The organism is Lonsdalea britannica (genome assembly GCF_003515985.1).
GTDB classification, from domain to species: domain Bacteria; phylum Pseudomonadota; class Gammaproteobacteria; order Enterobacterales; family Enterobacteriaceae; genus Lonsdalea; species Lonsdalea britannica.
Window position 1 is genome coordinate 3,083,869 of record NZ_CP023009.1, and the last position, 17,445, is coordinate 3,101,313.

The window sequence follows — 17,445 nt, forward strand, 5'->3', positions numbered from 1 at the left end:
ATGGATAACAGAACGCCCTCTTTTTCCTGCGACTCTTCCGCCCGTTGGCGTGACCATGTCACGCCAGGCGGCTCTCTGTCGCCTGCCGAACGACGCGCATTCGAAAAGGCCATTCATCTGGTGTCGACACGGATAGATCAGGTATTAAGTCATAAAGATAAACCGCGAGCGGGGGTATTTGATTTCGACGCCTTCGTGGATTCACTGGAGGCGGACTTTCTGGGGACTGCGGGGGATCGTCTGACGTCGGGCTTGAACAGTGATGTCGGGCAAACGGCATTCTGGATCATTCGCGTCATTGCCGACCATCTGATCGCCCTTCAGGCTCAACGTCACGCGGATTAACGGCGCGCCCGATGTCATTTGCCGGGGATCGACGTTGGCGTTGCTATACAGCAACACGCTATGGCCGCGGATTATATGATCGTTCGACAAAAAAACGAGGCCGTCAAAAACGGCCTCGTTGTCATCATCTTACCTGTCGAACGGAGCGGCTTTACGCTCGCCGTCGGGATGAAGATTATTTCTTGGTTTCAACCCATTTGCCATCCACATAGAATGCGGACCAGCCGGTCGCCTTACCGTCTTTTTCAGACGAGACGTACTGCTGTTTGGTTTTACGGCTGTAACGCACCATCGTTTTGTTGCCCGCACCGTCGTTGACGGGCGCATCGGCCAGATAGCGCAGTTTTTCCGGCAACCGATCCTTGAAGCGCAGCAGTTCTTCTACCAGCGGCGCGCGCGTTTCACGCGATTTCGGGAACGTATTAGCGGCCAGGAACACACCGGCGGCGCCGTCTCGCAGCACAAAATAAGCATCGGACTTCTCACAAGGCAGCTCAGGCAGCGGTACCGGATCTTCTTTCGGCGGAGCGACTTCGCCACTACGCAGGATCTTACGTGTGTTGGTGCAGTCGTCGTTGGTACACGCCATGTATTTACCGAAACGCCCCATTTTCAGGTGCATTTCCGCGCCGCACTTGTCGCACTCAACCACCGGGCCGTCGTAGCCTTTCAGACGGAACTCGCCGGTTTCGATTTCATACCCTTCACAAGACGGGTTGTTACCGCACACGTGCAGCTTGCGCTGATTGTCGATCAGGTAGCTGTCCATCGCCGTACCGCATTTCGGGCAACGACGGCGCGCGCGCAGCGCATGCGCTTCCGCCTCATCCCCTTCGAGGATATTCAGCACTTCCTCTTCCGGAATCAGGTTAATCGTCGTTTTGCAGCGCTCTTTAGGCGTCAGCGCATAGCCGGAACAGCCCAGGAACACGCCGGTGCTGGCGGTGCGAATGCCCATTTTACGGCTACAGGTCGGGCAGTCGATGCTGGTCAGCACCATCTGGTTCGGCTTCATACCGCCCGCATCCGGATCCAGCTCGGCCGTTTCCAGACGCTTGGTGAATTCATCGAAGAACTCGTCCAGCACGGCTTTCCACTTCGCCTGATTGTTGGCGACCTGGTCGAGGCTGCTTTCCATCCGCGCGGTAAAGTCATAGCTCATGAGTTCACGGAAGTTCTCTTCCAGACGGTCAGTGACGATTTCGCCCATTTTTTCCGCGTAGAAACGACGGTTTTCTACCCGAACATAGCCACGATCCTGAATCGTCGAAATGATGGAAGCATAGGTAGACGGGCGACCGATCCCGCGTTTTTCCAGCTCTTTCACCAGAGAAGCTTCGCTGTAACGCGCAGGCGGCTTGGTAAAATGCTGGCTCGGCAACAGTTTGTCGAGCGTCAGGGCTTCGCCCACCTCCACCGCAGGCAGAGAACGATCTTCATCGTTTTTGCGCAGCGCAGGCATGACTTTGGTCCAACCGTCGAAACGCAGCGTACGGCCTTTGGCGCGCAGCTGGTAGTCGCCAGCGCTGACCGTCAGCGTGGTGGAATCGTACTGCGCCGGCGTCATCTGACAGGCGACGAACTGACGCCAGATCAGCTGATACAGCCTCTGCGCATCCGGCTCCATATCTTTTAACTGTTCGGATTGCACGTTGACGTCGGAAGGACGAATCGCTTCATGCGCTTCCTGAGAGTTTTCTTTGCTGCTGTAGTGATTCGGCGCATCCGGCAGGTAACGTTGACCAAACTCATCGCCGATAAAGCCGCGAACCATTTCCAGCGCATCCTGACTCAGGTTGGTGGAGTCGGTACGCATATAGGTAATGTGCCCCGCTTCATACAGACGCTGCGCCATCATCATGGTCTTTTTCACGCCGAAGCTGAGACGCGTGCTCGCAGCCTGTTGCAGCGTGGAGGTAATAAAAGGTGCGCCGGGTTTGCTGCTGGTCGGTTTATCTTCGCGGTCGGACACCACGTAGCTGGCCTTCTCCAACAGAGAAACCGCCGCGTGGGTCTGCGTTTTGTTAACCGGTTTGAAAGGCTTGCCGTTGTGATGCGTGACCTGCATTTTTAATGCAACGTCGCTTGACGCCAGCAGGTCCGCGTGAAGTTCCCAGTACTCTTCAGGCACGAACACTTTGATTTCACGTTCACGATCTACGACTAAGCGCACCGCGACGGACTGGACGCGTCCGGCGGACAGACCACGTGCGATCTTCTTCCACAGCAACGGCGAAACCATGTAACCCACGACGCGGTCCATGAATCGACGAGCCTGTTGGGCGTTGACGCGGTCGATGTTCAGTTCGCCCGGATTTTCGAACGCCTGCTGGATCGCGTTTTTGGTAATTTCGTTAAATACGACGCGGCTGAAGCGCGTTTCATCTCCACCAATAATTTCCCGCAGGTGCCATGCAATGGCTTCCCCTTCGCGGTCAAGGTCGGTTGCGAGATAAACATGGTCGGCGTTTTCCGCCAGCGTCTTCAGCTCGGCAACGACTTTTTCCTTGCCCGGCAGGATCTCGTAATTTGCCGCCCAGTCATGATAAGGATCGACGCCCATACGATTGACCAACGCGGTCTTTTCGTCCTTCTTAGGCGCTTTTTTGGTTTTTCCCTGTGAGGAATCCGCGCTCTTTTTACTCGCAGAGCCGCTGGTCGGCAGGTCACGCACATGACCAACGCTGGATTTAACCACATAGTTATTGCCAAGATACTTATTGATCGTTTTGGCTTTTGCCGGGGACTCAACTATGACGAGAGCTTTACCCATAATTTATTGTTACCTACTGAATTCTTTAAGAAAAGAAGAAATCTTTACCAACACGGGATGATAACCGTCACCACCCCAGCTCAATTCGCTTTCGGCTGCGAGGAACATCATTGTGTTCTTGTCTTTACGGGCTCGCTGGCACCGCTGATCCGTCGCAACTCTATGATCCCGTGGGAATAGTCATTTACAGCATTGTAACCATAGATAACGTTTATCATCCACGGCGTAAATAAATTATTCTGCTTGACTCTGGAAAATCCCACACTCTACCTGATAAATGCGACCACGCAACTTAATTAGCATGTAAAGGCGGTTTTCGCCACCGATCCCCCCGTAAGACCTCAAACGGGTAAGATAAAAATCTGGCGATTTGCCGTGTGAAGGCGTCAGGCAGTACAATGCCGCAGAATTTTATTCGCAGGAGCACAGGCGTTATGCACACTAATAAAGAAAAGACCCTCATCGATCGCGCCACCTTGCTGGCTGAAGCCAATACCCTCATTAAAAATCACGATGACTATTTGCACGGTATTGAAGCCACCGACGTCGAGCAAAAAAACGGCGTATTGGTTTTTCGTGGTGACTATTTCCTTGACGACGAAGGGCTCCCTTCGCGCAAAACCACCGCCGTATTCAATATGTTCAAATATCTGGCGCATGAGTTGTCTGAGAAATACACCCTGAAGGACTAGTCTCGTCGACGGTAAGGCAGGTGAGTCGGCGCAGAGGCCTCGGAAAGCGTCACTATAGGGAAGGATAGCCCGCCTCTTAGCGGGCTAAATACGGCAGGTTACAGGAGAGGCTGTTGCCCTTTTTGCCACCAGCGCAGCATCAAGCGCTCCAGCGTGGCCCCCGCGCTGCCGGTGAAACGATCCATCAGACGTTTACGGCGCGTGTAGTGTACTGACAGGACGTTGTACGTATCCATCTCCGCAATCAGCAAATCGTCGCTGGTGCCAATTGCGTCCACCAGCCCCAGCGCTTTCGCCTGAGTACCGAACCAGTGTTCACCTGTCGCCACGGCATTAATATCCAAGCCAGGACGCATTTCGCTGACGAAAGACTTGAACAACTGATGCGTGATATCCAGCTCTTCGCGGAATTTCTCCCGTCCGGCATCCGTATTTTCGCCGAACAGCGTCAGGGTCCGTTTATATTCGCCTGCCGTATGCAGCTCGACATCGATATCGTTATTTTTGAGCAACCGGTTAAAGTTAGGCAGTTGCGCGACGACGCCGATAGAACCGACGATGGCGAACGGCGCCGCTACAATGCGATCCGCCACGCAGGCCATCATATATCCCCCACTGGCCGCGACTTTATCGACCGCCACCGTCAGACGAATGCCTTTATCACGCAAACGCTGTAGCTGTGAGGCTGCCAGACCGTAGCCATGCACTACGCCACCGGGGCTTTCGAGTCTTAACAACACTTCGTCGTTCTTGCGGGCCACGGCCATGACCGCGGAAATTTCTTCGCGAAGCGAACTGACTTCAGAGGCGTCCATACTTCCGTTGAAATCGAGTACATACAGGCTCGGTTTACCCTCGATCTCATCGCCGCGTCGACTGCGCTGCTTCTCCAATCGAGCCTTGGCCTTTTCCTCTTTCTTATGCTTTTTCTCCAGCGCCTTGCGCTCCGCATCGCCCAATGCCGCGCTTTCCATCTCCTGCTGCACGCCGCGATACTGTTCGCCGAGATCGATAACCTGCAACTCTCCGCCCCGCTGACGTTTTCGCTGAGACAGCCCGACGGTCAGCACTACCAGCGCACCGATGGCGACCACGACGGTCAATGTTTTTGCCAGAAATAATCCATATAAAGCCACTAATTCCACGAATACCGCCTTTTGTTCTGTGACGAGCAGGAAACTAACTCGGTCAGCGCTCCTGCCTGGGTTGCCTAACATCAGTGTCATAACGTAGCGTATGCCATACGTAATGGCGATGCCTCAGCAACGAAATTCACACTTTCGCTGTTTTTTCCAACACGCGTCCCGGAAATCGTGCCAGTCTGATTGAAAACGCCTATCGTTTCAGGCATAAACCCTCTATTTATACCTTCCAAAATCGATATCGGATTCAGGCCGCCGCGCGTGGCCGACAGCAATCCCCTTTCGTTCAGCGTCTGAGTTAACGACGGTAAGAGGACATTGACGTGCACTATCAACCGAAAAACGACCTGCTGAAACAACGCATTATTCTGGTGACCGGCGCAGGAGACGGTATCGGACGCGAAGCCGCGCTGATCTATGCGCGCTTCGGGGCTCGACTGGTGCTGCTAGGCCGTACCGAGAGCAAACTGCGCGCCGTCGAGCGACAGATCCAGGAAGAGTGCGGCGCGCACAGCTATCTGATCCCGTGTGACATGCTGACGGCTACGCCGGATCAGTACCACCAGATAGCGGAAGCGCTAAGTCAGGCGATGCCGCGTCTGGACGGCGTCCTGCACAACGCCGGCCTGCTGGGGCAGATCGCCCCCATGACGGAACAGTCCGTCGACATTTGGCAACAGGTGATGCAGGTCAACGTCAACGCCACCTTTATGCTGACGCAGGCGCTACTTCCCCTGCTCCTCAAATCGTCCAGCCCTTCGCTGGTATTCACCAGCTCCAGCGTCGGACGCGAAGGCCGCGCGGGCTGGGGCGCCTACGCCGTCTCGAAGTTTGCTACCGAGGGCATGATGCAGGTGCTGGCCGAAGAGTATCGCCACCGTAATCTGCGGGTGAATTGCATCAATCCGGGCGGAACGCGAACGGCGATGCGGGCAACGGCCTTTCCCGATGAAGATCCGGAAAAGCTGAAAACGCCAGCGGATATCATGCCGCTCTACTTATATCTGATGGGCGATGATAGCCGACGCAAAACAGGGATGAGTTTTGATGCCCAACCGAGAAGGAAACCCGGCGCGGCGGAATAACGCGGGGGGATTGAAGCCGCAGTTAGAAAGGAAGGCGATCGAAAGAAACTAAAACGGGATACCGTATCGAATTCGGTATCCCGTTTTCTATCAGCCGTTGCGCTTGGAAGGTGGGTTACGACGGCTTGGCGCCGCACTCACCTGGCTGTGTCGTTTTACCGCACGGCGGATCTGATGCGCCTTCATCCGACGGCGTTCACGTTCAACCGGCAGTTTGCTGACGGTTTCAGGCGGCAGCTGAACCAATTCGCGCAGGTAGTTGACGTCTTCCAACTTCATTTCAGACCAGCCGCCACGTGGCAGGCTCTTCGGCAGTTGAATGTCGCCGTAACGTACGCGGATCAGGCGGCTCACCTGAACGCCCACGGCTTCCCACAGACGACGCACTTCGCGGTTACGCCCTTCGGTTAGCGTCACGTTGTACCACTGGTTCATTCCTTCACCGCCCTGATAGCGGATGGTGCGGAACGACGCGGGACCATCATCCAGCTGTACGCCTTTACTCAGCTGTTTGATTTTATCGTCATCCACCGTGCCAAAGACACGAACGGCGTATTCACGCTCGACTTCACGACTCGGGTGCATCAAACGGTTCGCTAATTCACCGTCGGTGGTAAACAGCAGCAGACCAGAGGTGTTGACGTCCAGTCGACCGACGGCCACCCAGCGCGCGCCCTGCATTTTGGGAAGACGATCAAACACCGTCGGACGGCCGTCGGGATCGCTGCGCGTACACAGTTCCCCTTCGGGTTTGTAATACATCAGGACCCGGCATACGGTCTCTTCGGTGTCGCGTACCGTCACCACATGACCGTCGATACGGACCTTGGTCGCTTTGGTGACATCGACGCGATCGCCCAACGTGGCGATTTTACCGTCGACGCTAATGCGCCCTGCCTGAATCATTGTTTCGATTTCCCGGCGTGAACCATGTCCTGCGCGCGCCAGTACTTTTTGTAGCTTTTCGCTCATTGAGCAACCTCTGAGTGTCGCCTTCACAGGCGTCGGGGGAGAGATGCGCCAGCGTTGAAAACGCCCACGCATGAAATTTTGCGGCGCGATTATAACTGCATTCGCGCCATTTGTATGCTGAATGTTACCAAGGTGAGGCGCGTTAAAGAAACGGGGTAATATCGCCGGTGCCTTCGCGAATCACCTCCGGCGCATCGCCGGTGAGATCGATGACCGTTGTAGGCTGCTGCCCGATGAAGCCGCCGTGAATAATCAGGTCGACCTGTTTACCAAGGTGATCCTGAATCTCTTCCGGATCGGATTCGGCGAAATCGTTGCCCGGTAACATCAGCGTCGTGGACATCAGCGGCTCGTTCATTGCCGCCAGCAATTCCAGCGCAATCGGGTTTGCCGGAACGCGCAGGCCCAAAGTTTTGCGCTTCTCATTCATCAGGCGGCGCGGAACCTCTTTCGTGCCCTTCAAAATAAACGTGTAATTACCCGGCGTGTTGTTCTTGATGAGTCGAAACGCCGCATTGTCCACGTGAGCATAGGTGGACAGTTCAGACAGGTCGCGGCACATCAACGTAAAATGGTGATTGCTGTCCAGATGACGAATGCGGCAAATGCGCTCCATCGCCGATTTGTCTTCCAACTGGCAGCCCAACGCATAGCCCGAGTCGGTCGGATAAACTATCACTCCACCTTTACGCAAGACGTCGACCGTCTGAGCGATCAACCGCGCCTGCGGATTTTGGGGATGAATATAGAAAAATTGACTCATGTACCACCTCATCTCTTCAAAACGCGAAATTCGCGACAGCGACGCTCCGCGCCCGCGTTTTCACGTGCGGCTGACGCTCACGCCGTCAGCCTGTCTTTCAGTGCCGGATGTTCCCAAACCGGTTCCACTCCGCCCGGCAACCACAGTTTTCGCCCGAGTTCTATCCAGGCGCAGGGAGAGTGAAAATCCGACCCCTGTGATCCCAGCAAATGATAGTCCTGCGCATAACGCGCCAACTGCGTCCGTTCATCGGGCGCCTGCTGACACTGCGCCACTTCCATCGCATCGCCCTGACATTCGGCAAAGTGCGCCAGCAGTCGTTTTAACCACTTGGCGCTAAGCTGGTAACGGCCTGGATGAGCCATAACCGCCACGCCGCCGGACTGGTGAATCACATCAACGGCCTGTTTTATTGTACACCACTGCGGCGGAACATAGCCGGTTTTACCCTTCGCCAGATAGCGTTTGAACACCTGGTTAATCGCCGTGGCTTTGCCTTGCTCGACCAGATAACGGGCAAAATGCCCGCGAGTAATAACCCCGCCGGCCGCCAGACGGGTGGCGCCTTCCAACGCACCGGAAACCTGCGCCTTTTCCAGCCGGGCGGCAATTTGCTCCGCGCGTTGCTGACGGTAGTCCGCCTGCTCGGCAAGCAACGTCACCATCGCGGGATGATGCGGGTCGATACCCAATCCGACGATGTGAATTTCATGATTTTCCCACAGCGTGGACACCTCAACGCCAGCGACCAGTCGCAGCGGCAGCGATTCAAGCCGAATCGTCTCTTGCGCTTCGTTCAGGCCAGCGGTGGTGTCATGGTCGGTGATGGCCAGCACGCCAACACGCATCGCCACCGCACGGCGCACCAGGTCGGCGGGTGTGAGTCCGCCGTCAGAGGCCTTGGTGTGACTGTGCAGATCGTACAGTGGGAATGAAGCAAGGAGGGAGGTTTCTTCTGACACGCAGTGCATCCATCTCGTCGGACAAAGATAAGTTCAGACGGCATGATGCCATCAATAGTCATAAAAAGGTAAGAAAGATAATCATCCTTATCCGCCCCGTTTCCCATCCATCCCGCATAATTAATTTTGTTTTCGGGTTGACTTACCCATAACGTTCCAGTTAACTAGTACACAAGTTCAGTAACGGTTTAGAGACAGACTCATGGCGATTCAATCGAAAAAATTTAGTGCTGGTTGGTGGCGTTTCTCCCTCTAAGGGCGAAACGATCGCGCATACCCAATATTTGATATGCAGCATCCTTAAGCCCGCTTAATGCGGGCTTTTTTATGGAGACAAAGGAATGACCATCATGCCAAAGACAAAACCAGTAATTGAATTATTACGCGCCGAGGCCAAGTACCGGGACGACCCGAGCGCGATATTTCATCAGCTGTGCGGCGCCAGACCCGCGACGCTGCTACTGGAATCCGCCGAAGTCGACAGCAAGCAGAATTTGCAGAGTCTGCTGATCGTAGACAGCGCCCTGCGCATCACGGCAATGGGGGCGCAGGTTTCCGTTCAGGCGCTGACGGCCAACGGCGCATCGCTACTGCCGTTACTGGACCAGGCGCTGCCGCCGGAGGTGCGGGTTGAAGCGCGTCCGAATAGCCGAGAGCTGACCTTCCCGGCCACAGACGCAATGCAAGACGAAGATGCGCGTCTGCGCTCGTTGTCAGCCTTCGATGCTTTGCGGCAGCTGCTTACACTGGTGACTTCCCCGGACAATGAACGTGAAGCGATGTTTTTCGGCGGCTTGTTCGCCTATGACCTGGTTGCCGGGTTTGAAACGCTGCCTCCGCTCAATCAGCAGCAGCGTTGCCCGGATTACTGCTTTTACCTCGCCGAAACCCTGCTGATTGTCGATCATCAGCGCCAGATCACACATCTACAGGCGAGCCTGTTTACACCCAATGCCGACGAGCGTCAGCGCCTGCAACAACGTCTTGAACAGCTACAGCACCAGCTGACGCAGTCTGCGCCTGCTTTGCCTCGCCAGCACGTGGAAAGCATGACGCTGAACTGCAATCAGAGCGACGAAGACTTCGGTGACGTCGTTAGACAAATGCAGCAGGCCATCCGCCTGGGTGAAATTTTTCAGGTGGTGCCGTCTCGCCGTTTCACACTGCCTTGCCCTTCTCCGCTGGCGGCGTATCAGACGCTGAAGGAAAACAACCCCAGTCCTTACATGTTTTATATGCAGGATCAGGACTTCGTGCTGTTCGGGGCCTCTCCGGAAAGCTCGCTCAAATATGACGCGGCTAACCGCCAGATTGAAATCTATCCTATCGCGGGAACCCGACCGCGTGGCCGCCGGGCGGATGGCTCATTGGATCGCGATCTGGACAGCCGCATCGAACTGGAAATGCGCACCGACCATAAAGAGTTGGCGGAACACCTGATGCTGGTCGATTTGGCGCGCAACGATTTGGCGCGTATCTGCGAACCAGGCAGTCGCTATGTTGCCGACCTGACCAAAGTCGACCGCTACTCTTTCGTCATGCACCTGGTGTCCCGCGTGGTCGGTCAGCTGCGCGCCGATCTTGACGTCTTGCACGCCTACCGCGCCTGCATGAATATGGGTACGCTGAGCGGCGCCCCTAAAGTTCGCGCCATGCAGCTGATTGCCGAAAGCGAAAAAACGCGCCGCGGCAGCTATGGCGGCGCAGTCGGTTATTTCACCGCCCGCGGTGATTTGGATACCTGCATCGTTATCCGCTCCGCCTATGTCGAAGACGGCATCGCGACCATACAGGCGGGCGCCGGCGTCGTACTGGACTCCGACCCACAGGCCGAAGCCGATGAAACCCGCAATAAAGCTCGTGCCGTTTTGCGCGCCATCGCCAGCGCCCATCATGCCAAGGAGGTGTTCTGATGGCTGATATTCTGTTACTCGATAACATCGACTCGTTTACTTACAATCTGGTCGATCAACTGCGCGCCAGCGGCCACCACGTCGTGGTATACCGCAACATTATGTCGGCGGACGCGATCATTGAACGCCTGAAGCAAATGGACCAGCCGGTGCTGATGCTGTCTCCGGGACCGGGCGCCCCGGCCGACGCGGGCTGCATGCCTGAATTGTTGCAGCGACTGCGCGGTCATTTACCCATCATCGGCATCTGCCTGGGGCATCAGGCGATCGTCGAGGCCTACGGCGGCCATGTAGGTCAGGCCGGTGAGATCCTGCATGGCAAAGCATCCAGCATCGAACACGATGGGCAGGCCATGTTCAGCGGATTAAGCAACCCGCTGCCGGTCGCCCGCTATCATTCTCTGGTGGGCAGCGATATTCCCGCAGCGTTGACCGTTAACGCACACTTCAATGATATGGTAATGGCCGTTCGCCATGACCAGGATCGTGTCTGCGGCTTCCAGTTTCATCCGGAATCTATTCTTACTGCCCATGGCGCCCGCTTACTCAATCAAACGCTGGAATGGGCTCTGGCATAAATTAAGCAAGGACACGACAATGCAAACCATACTTCAAAAGCTTTACTCTGCAGAAACGTTGAGCCGTGAGGAGAGCCAACAGTTGTTCGCGGCGATCATCCGCAATGAACTGGAACCCTCACAGCTGGCTGCCGCACTGATTAGCATAAAAATTCGTGGTGAAACGCCGGATGAAATCGCCGGCGCTGCCAGCGCGCTGTTGCAAGACGCGCAGCCATTTCCGCGCCCGGATTACCTGTTTGCCGACATCGTCGGTACTGGCGCCGACGGCACCAACAGCATCAACATCTCGACGACAAGCGCTTTCGTAGCGGCGAGCTGCGGCGTGAAAGTGGCCAAGCACGGTAGCCGCAGCGTCACCAGCCGCTCCGGTTCTTCGGACCTGCTGGCCGCCTTCGGCATTAAACTGGACATGTCAGCGGAAGCGTCTCGCCAGGCATTGGATGAATTGGGCGTTTGCTTCCTGTTTGCGCCGCAGTATCACACGGGGTTTCGCCATGCCGCGCCGGTTCGCCAGCAATTGAAAACCCATACGCTGTTTAACGTGCTTGGTCCTTTGAGCAACCCTGCGCGTCCGCCGCTGGCGCTGATCGGCGTTTACAGTCCCGATCTGGTGAAACCTATGGCGGAAACGCTGAAACTGCTCGGCTATCAGCGCGCCGCCGTCGTCCACGGCAGCGGAATGGATGAAGTCGCGATCCACGGTCCGACTCAGGTGGCGGAGCTGCGCGATGGTCACATTGAAACCTACGAACTGACCCACCGGGATTTCGGGCTGGACAGCTACCCCATGTCGGCGCTGATTGGCGGATCGCCGGATGAAAACCGGGATATGCTGGCGCGCCTGCTGCAAGGAAACGGGGAACCGGCTCACAACACCGCCGTTGCGGCCAACGTCGCGCTATTGTTAAAACTGTTCGGGCAGGAAAACCTGGCGCAGAATGCGCAGCAGGCATTGGAAGTGATTCACAGCGGTCAGGTTTATCAGCGAGTGAAAGACCTGGCAGCGAGAGGACAGTAAACCATGCAGGATACCGTTTTAACCAAAATCGTACGGGATAAAGCCGTTTGGCTCGAAGAACGACGTCAACAGCAGCCGCTGGCGGATTTCCAGTCACAGGTCGTGCCGAGCCAACGCTGCTTTTATCAGGCACTGAAACAGACTCGGCCTGCATTTATTCTGGAGTGCAAAAAGGCCTCGCCCTCGAAAGGACTGATTCGCGAAGATTTCGATCCGGCCGCGATAGCGCAGGTTTACAAAGACTACGCTTCGGCGATATCCGTGCTGACGGATGAAAAATATTTTCAGGGCAACGTCGAGTTTCTGACTCGCGTTAGCGCCGTCGTTCATCAGCCCGTGCTGTGCAAAGACTTTATTATCGATCCGTATCAGATCTATCTGGCCCGCTACTATAAGGCCGATGCGATACTGCTGATGCTTTCCGTGCTGGACGATAGCCAATACCAGCAGCTGGCCGAAGTGGCGCACAGTCTGAAAATGGGCGTTCTCACCGAAGTGAGCAACCCGCAGGAGCTGGAGCGGGCGATTGCGCTGAAGGCTCAGGTTGTCGGCATCAATAACCGCGATCTTCGCGATCTATCTATCGATCTCAACCGCACATGCACGCTTGCGCCACAACTGCCGCCGGACGTGACGGTCATCAGCGAATCCGGCATCAGCCGCTATGCGCAGATTCAGGCGCTAAGCCGCTATGCCGACTGCTTCCTCATTGGCAGTTCACTGATGTCGGAATCTGACCTGACTATGGCCGTTCGCCGTGTCATTCTGGGCGATAACAAAGTCTGCGGATTGACCCGAGCGGAAGATGCCAAAGCCGCGTTTGAGGCGGGAGCCGTATACGGCGGGTTAATTTTCGTCGCGTCATCCCCGCGTTACGTCACGGTGCAGCAAGCCTCTGATGTGATGGCCGGCGCGCCGCTGCGCTATGTTGGCGTGTTCCGTAACGCGCCGTTAAGCGACATCGCCACCGCCGCCCATGAGCTTCGGCTGACGGCAGTACAGCTGCATGGCGACGAAGATGCGGCTTACATTGCGGCACTGCGTCAGCAACTGCCTGACGACTGTCAAATCTGGCAGGCGGTCAGCGTCGGCGACGCCCTGCCTAATCTTGAACGCCCCCATGTCGATCGCATGGTGTTGGATAACGCGCAAGGCGGCAGCGGTCAGGCCTTCAACTGGCAGGTGCTGGAAGGCGCTAAGCTGGACAATGTGATGCTGGCGGGGGGATATCCCCGGATAACGCCGACCGTGCCGTCACATTCGGCTGCGCGGGATTGGATATGAACTCCGGCGTGGAGTCGCAGCCGGGTATTAAAGACGCGCGGAAAATCCAGTCGGTATTCAAAACGCTACGCACCGCGCAACAAAATCGTACTTCATTGCATAAATAAGACAGGCTGATTATGACATTACTCAATCCTTACTTCGGTGAGTTCGGCGGGCAATACGTCCCTCAGATTTTGGTTCCCGCCTTACGTCAGCTTGAAGAGGCTTTCGTCAGCGCGCAGCGCGATCCTGAGTTCCAGGCGGAATTCGTCGATTTACTGAAGAACTATGCCGGGCGGCCGACCGCGCTGACCCTGTGTAAAAACCTGACGGCAGGCACCCGCACCAAGCTGTATCTGAAGCGTGAAGATCTGCTGCATGGCGGCGCGCACAAAACTAACCAGGTCCTGGGACAGGCGCTGCTGGCCAAACGGATGGGCAAGACGGAAATCATCGCGGAAACCGGCGCGGGTCAACATGGCGTGGCGACGGCGCTGGCTTGCGCCCTGTTGGGTCTGAAATGCCGCGTGTACATGGGCAGCAAAGATGTCGAACGTCAGTCCCCCAACGTATTCCGCATGCGATTGATGGGCGCGGAGGTGATCCCGGTTCACAGCGGCTCTTCTACCCTGAAAGATGCCTGTAACGAAGCGATGCGCGACTGGTCTGGCAATTACGACAAGGCGCACTATTTGTTAGGCACCGCGGCGGGTCCGCATCCTTTCCCGACCATCGTGCGTGAGTTCCAGCGCATGATCGGCGAGGAAACCAAGGCGCAGTTGCTGGAGCGCGAAGGCCGACTGCCGGATACGGTGCTCGCCTGCGTCGGAGGCGGTTCTAACGCTATTGGTATGTTCGCCGACTTTATTGATGAGCCGTCAGTCAAACTTATCGGTATCGAACCTGGTGGTCACGGCATTGAAAGCGGAGAACACGGCGCGCCGCTGAAACACGGACGCACCGGGATCTACTTTGGGATGAAGTCGCCGATGATGCAGACGGCGGACGGTCAAATTGAAGAGTCCTACTCTATCTCCGCCGGGTTGGACTTCCCGTCTGTCGGGCCGCAGCATGCCTACCTCAATAGCATTGGGCGCGCTGACTATGTGTCGATTACTGACGATGAAGCGCTGGACGCGTTTAAAGCCCTGTCCCGCCATGAAGGCATTATTCCTGCGCTAGAGTCTTCGCACGCGCTGGCGCATGCCTTGAAAATCATGCAGGCCGACCCCGAAAAAGAACAGATTCTGGTCGTCAACGTGTCTGGTCGCGGCGACAAAGACATTTTCACAGTACATGACATTTTGAAAGCTCGGGGAGAGGTGTAATGGAACGCTATCACACACTGTTTCGACGTCTGGCAGAGAAAAAAGAAGGCGCTTTCGTTCCCTTCATCACGCTGGGCGATCCTTTTCCTGAAATGTCGTTGCGCATCATCGATACGCTGGTCGAATCCGGTGCTGACGCGCTGGAACTGGGGATTCCGTTTTCCGACCCGCTGGCAGACGGCCCGACTATTCAGGGCGCCAACCTGCGCGCGTTGAAAGCGGGCGTCACGCCGGACCACTGTTTTGACATTCTGGCAGCCGTTCGACAGAAGTATCCGCAACTGCCCATCGGACTGCTGATGTATGCAAATCTGGTGTTCAATAATGGCATCGATGCCTTCTACGCGCGCTGCGCGCAGGTCGGCGTGGATTCTGTGCTGGTGGCGGATGTGCCGCTGGAAGAGTCGACACCGTTCCGCACCGCGGCCATGCGTCATGAAGTCGCGCCGATTTTCATCTGTCCGCCGAATGCGGATGACGATCTGCTCCGCGCCATCGCTTCGTTCGGCCGCGGCTACACCTATCTGCTTTCACGTGCGGGCGTGACCGGTTCGGAAAACCGTGCCGAGCTACCGCTGAATCACCTCATCGACAAACTGACCGAGTACCACGCGGCGCCGCCGCTGCAGGGATTTGGTATCTCTGAACCGTCTCAGGTTGAGCAGTCGTTGAAAGCGGGAGCCGCCGGGGCAATCTCCGGTTCCGCCATCGTGAAAATCATCGAGCAATATCAGCAGCAGCCGGAAGACATGCTGAAACATCTGGGCGAATTCGTCAGCCGGATGAAAGCGGCGACCCGCCAGCCGCGTTAAGCGATATCACGTCCCCTCGCGTTGGGGAAAACGATCCACAGGGCAACGTCCATCACGTTGCCCTGATTTTTTCATTAGCCTCTGCCATTTTCTCACGCTCTTTGCCTTCTCCCTGCCAAATGTGAGCGGCTAACCGAGCGCATTTCGAAGTGAGAGCGGAGGCAAAGCTTGTTGCCGACATACCGATATCATACGGCCGCCGCAGACTGATCGTCAGATGGCTACCGTTGGCTCTGAACCCATCACATCGTTTTAACTGGCGTTCAATGGCTGGCCATGAGTCATTCCTAACACCGCCAACGTTGCGCAACCCGACATCAATCACGGACTGATTTAACGACGCACGTCATAAAGAGACAGAACGTGCTTTGCACAAAAATCCCCCTGCCCAATTTCCCGATTCTGCAGTAGATTTTTATTCTTAACCCAAATTTAATCGGTCGCAGACCGTGGGATGATTCGATGGCAGAAAGTATGAATCCGTGTATGCAGTGCGGCGCCTGCTGCGGTTATTTTCGTGTGTCGTTTTATTGGGCCGAAGGCAACGATGCCGCGGGTCAGGTTCCGATTGAACTGTCAGAACCGTTAACCCCATTCTTGCGCTGCATGCAGGGTACCAACAGCAAGACCCCGCGTTGCTCTGCATTGGAAGGCACTATCGGCGAGTCCGTCAGCTGTCGCATCTATGCCAACCGCCCTTCGCCCTGTCGCGAATTTGCGGCGTCAGGAGAAAACCAACGTCCGAATGACGCCTGCGATCGGGCGCGAGCCCATTACGGCATGCCGCCGCTGACGCTCAGGGATATAATCCCGCAAGCGGAAGAAAGTTTGGAATAAAAAGAATTAGATAGTTGAGGTCGCTGTCGGGGTGCCACTGTCTTGCCGAACCGGTTACAATTAGCGATTAACGACTGAGTTTTATCGCCAACCTTTTTGCCAAGGAGTTGTCATGCCTATCACGGCCAGTACATTGTACCGTGACACAATGAATTTCACGCGTAACCAATTCGTCAGCATCCTCCTGCTGTCGCTGCTGGCATCGCTTATTACCGTTGTTTTGGGGCATCTGTTTACTCCGGGAAGTGAACAACTGCAAATACTCAACGATTCGAATATTGACCTCTCCGCAGGCGAACAGCTGGGTCTTAGCGATCTCATTCAGCAAATGTCCCCTGAACAGCAAATGGTCTTGTTGAAAGCCTCTGCGGCAGGCACGTTTGCCTCTCTGGTGGGCAATACATTACTGGTTGGCGGTTTACTGCTGCTGATTCAGATGGTCTCTGCTGGCACGCCGACCAGCGCATTGCGAGCCATCGGCGCATCGCTGCCGATTTTACCGCGGCTTCTGCTGCTAATCCTGATCTGCACCCTGCTGATTCAGTTAGGCATGTTGTTTTTGATTGTCCCGGGAGTCCTGCTGGCGATCGCGCTCAGTTTAGCGCCAGTGATTAGCGCGACGGAAAAGCACGGTATCTTCGCTTCCATGCGTTATAGCAGCAAACTGGTGTTCGCCAATTTCCGCATCACCGCCCCAGCTGTAGTGCTGTGGCTAGTCGCTAAAGTGGTCCTGCTGCTGCTGGTTGCGCGTCTGCCGTTGGCGGCCCCTACCGTGATAGCTATCGTCATCAACGGCCTGAGCAACTTTATTTCTGCACTGCTGCTCATTTATCTGTTCCGTCTCTATATGCTGCTGCGTAACTGAGACCGGCTCGCCCTCCCGGCGGCCTGACTCTGCGAACGATTGTAATTAACTGCAAATTATTACGATCTGACAGACGCATTCACACCGGGAG

General features: G+C 55.9%; 13 protein-coding genes, 2 pseudogenes and 1 other annotated feature. Of the genes and pseudogenes, 10 read left to right on the forward strand and 5 right to left on the reverse strand.

Annotation, left to right across the window (positions count from 1 at the left end; translation table 11 throughout):
• On the forward strand, positions 1-345 hold the full coding sequence (locus CKQ53_RS14170; protein WP_094117598.1) for a DNA-binding protein: 345 nt from the start codon (positions 1-3) through the stop codon (positions 343-345).
• A 175-nt stretch (positions 346-520) separates the two neighbouring features.
• Here CKQ53_RS14170 and topA read toward each other — a convergent pair whose 3' ends face one another.
• The gene (gene topA / locus CKQ53_RS14175) at positions 521-3,118 is read right to left on the reverse strand and encodes a type I DNA topoisomerase (RefSeq protein ID WP_085651350.1); all 2,598 of its coding nucleotides are present in this window, start codon (positions 3,116-3,118) and stop codon (positions 521-523) included.
• A 434-nt stretch (positions 3,119-3,552) separates the two neighbouring features.
• On the opposite strand from topA, the gene CKQ53_RS14180 reads away from it, so the two are divergent.
• Positions 3,553-3,810, forward strand: a complete 258-nt coding sequence (locus CKQ53_RS14180; RefSeq protein WP_085651351.1) for a YciN family protein — start codon at positions 3,553-3,555, stop codon at positions 3,808-3,810.
• Positions 3,811-3,908: 98 nt separating this feature from the next.
• On the opposite strand, the gene sohB is transcribed toward CKQ53_RS14180, so the two are convergent.
• Positions 3,909-4,955, reverse strand: a complete 1,047-nt coding sequence (sohB, locus tag CKQ53_RS14185) for a protease SohB (RefSeq protein ID WP_085651352.1) — start codon at positions 4,953-4,955, stop codon at positions 3,909-3,911.
• Positions 4,956-5,275: 320 nt separating this feature from the next.
• Between sohB and CKQ53_RS14190 the strand changes: the two genes are divergently transcribed.
• Complete coding sequence (locus tag CKQ53_RS14190) at positions 5,276-6,037, forward strand: YciK family oxidoreductase (RefSeq protein ID WP_085651353.1); 762 nt, start codon at positions 5,276-5,278, stop codon at positions 6,035-6,037.
• A gap of 90 nt (positions 6,038-6,127) precedes the next feature.
• On the opposite strand, the gene rluB is transcribed toward CKQ53_RS14190, so the two are convergent.
• The 3 genes from rluB to rnm all read right to left on the reverse strand — a co-directional run bounded on the left by rluB (position 6,128) and on the right by rnm (position 8,743).
• A complete protein-coding gene (gene rluB, locus CKQ53_RS14195) occupies positions 6,128-7,009 on the reverse strand; it encodes a 23S rRNA pseudouridine(2605) synthase RluB (RefSeq protein ID WP_085651354.1) in 882 nt (293 codons plus the stop codon).
• Positions 7,010-7,151: 142 nt separating this feature from the next.
• On the reverse strand, positions 7,152-7,772 hold the full coding sequence (locus CKQ53_RS14200; RefSeq protein ID WP_085651355.1) for an L-threonylcarbamoyladenylate synthase: 621 nt from the start codon (positions 7,770-7,772) through the stop codon (positions 7,152-7,154).
• Between the two features lie 77 nt (positions 7,773-7,849).
• Positions 7,850-8,743 (reverse strand): RNase RNM, encoded by an 894-nt coding sequence (gene rnm / locus CKQ53_RS14205; RefSeq protein WP_094117597.1) that lies wholly within the window; start codon positions 8,741-8,743, stop codon positions 7,850-7,852.
• Positions 8,744-8,963: 220 nt separating this feature from the next.
• Positions 8,964-9,063, forward strand: a sequence feature (Trp leader region).
• A 21-nt stretch (positions 9,064-9,084) separates the two neighbouring features.
• Here rnm and CKQ53_RS14210 point away from each other — a divergent pair.
• The 7 genes and pseudogenes from CKQ53_RS14210 to CKQ53_RS14245 all read left to right on the forward strand — a co-directional run bounded on the left by CKQ53_RS14210 (position 9,085) and on the right by CKQ53_RS14245 (position 17,354).
• A complete protein-coding gene (locus tag CKQ53_RS14210) occupies positions 9,085-10,647 on the forward strand; it encodes an anthranilate synthase component 1 (RefSeq protein ID WP_085651398.1) in 1,563 nt (520 codons plus the stop codon).
• Positions 10,647-12,246, forward strand: a pseudogene (gene trpD / locus CKQ53_RS18805) (bifunctional anthranilate synthase glutamate amidotransferase component TrpG/anthranilate phosphoribosyltransferase TrpD). Before CKQ53_RS14210 ends, trpD begins: the two are co-directional and overlap by 1 nt.
• Before the next feature lie 3 nt (positions 12,247-12,249).
• Positions 12,250-13,637: pseudogene (trpCF, locus tag CKQ53_RS14225) on the forward strand (bifunctional indole-3-glycerol-phosphate synthase TrpC/phosphoribosylanthranilate isomerase TrpF).
• A 9-nt stretch (positions 13,638-13,646) separates the two neighbouring features.
• Entirely contained in the window at positions 13,647-14,840 is a 1,194-nt protein-coding gene (gene trpB / locus CKQ53_RS14230; protein WP_176223446.1) for a tryptophan synthase subunit beta, read from the forward strand.
• Positions 14,840-15,652, forward strand: coding sequence for a tryptophan synthase subunit alpha (trpA, locus tag CKQ53_RS14235; protein WP_118895127.1), 813 nt, complete (start codon positions 14,840-14,842; stop codon positions 15,650-15,652). The genes trpB and trpA overlap by 1 nt, the downstream gene beginning before the upstream one ends.
• Before the next feature lie 462 nt (positions 15,653-16,114).
• A complete protein-coding gene (locus CKQ53_RS14240) occupies positions 16,115-16,489 on the forward strand; it encodes a YkgJ family cysteine cluster protein (protein WP_094117594.1) in 375 nt (124 codons plus the stop codon).
• Between the two features lie 112 nt (positions 16,490-16,601).
• Complete coding sequence (locus tag CKQ53_RS14245; RefSeq protein WP_094117593.1) at positions 16,602-17,354, forward strand: YciC family protein; 753 nt, start codon at positions 16,602-16,604, stop codon at positions 17,352-17,354.
• Positions 17,355-17,445 lie beyond the last annotated feature (91 nt).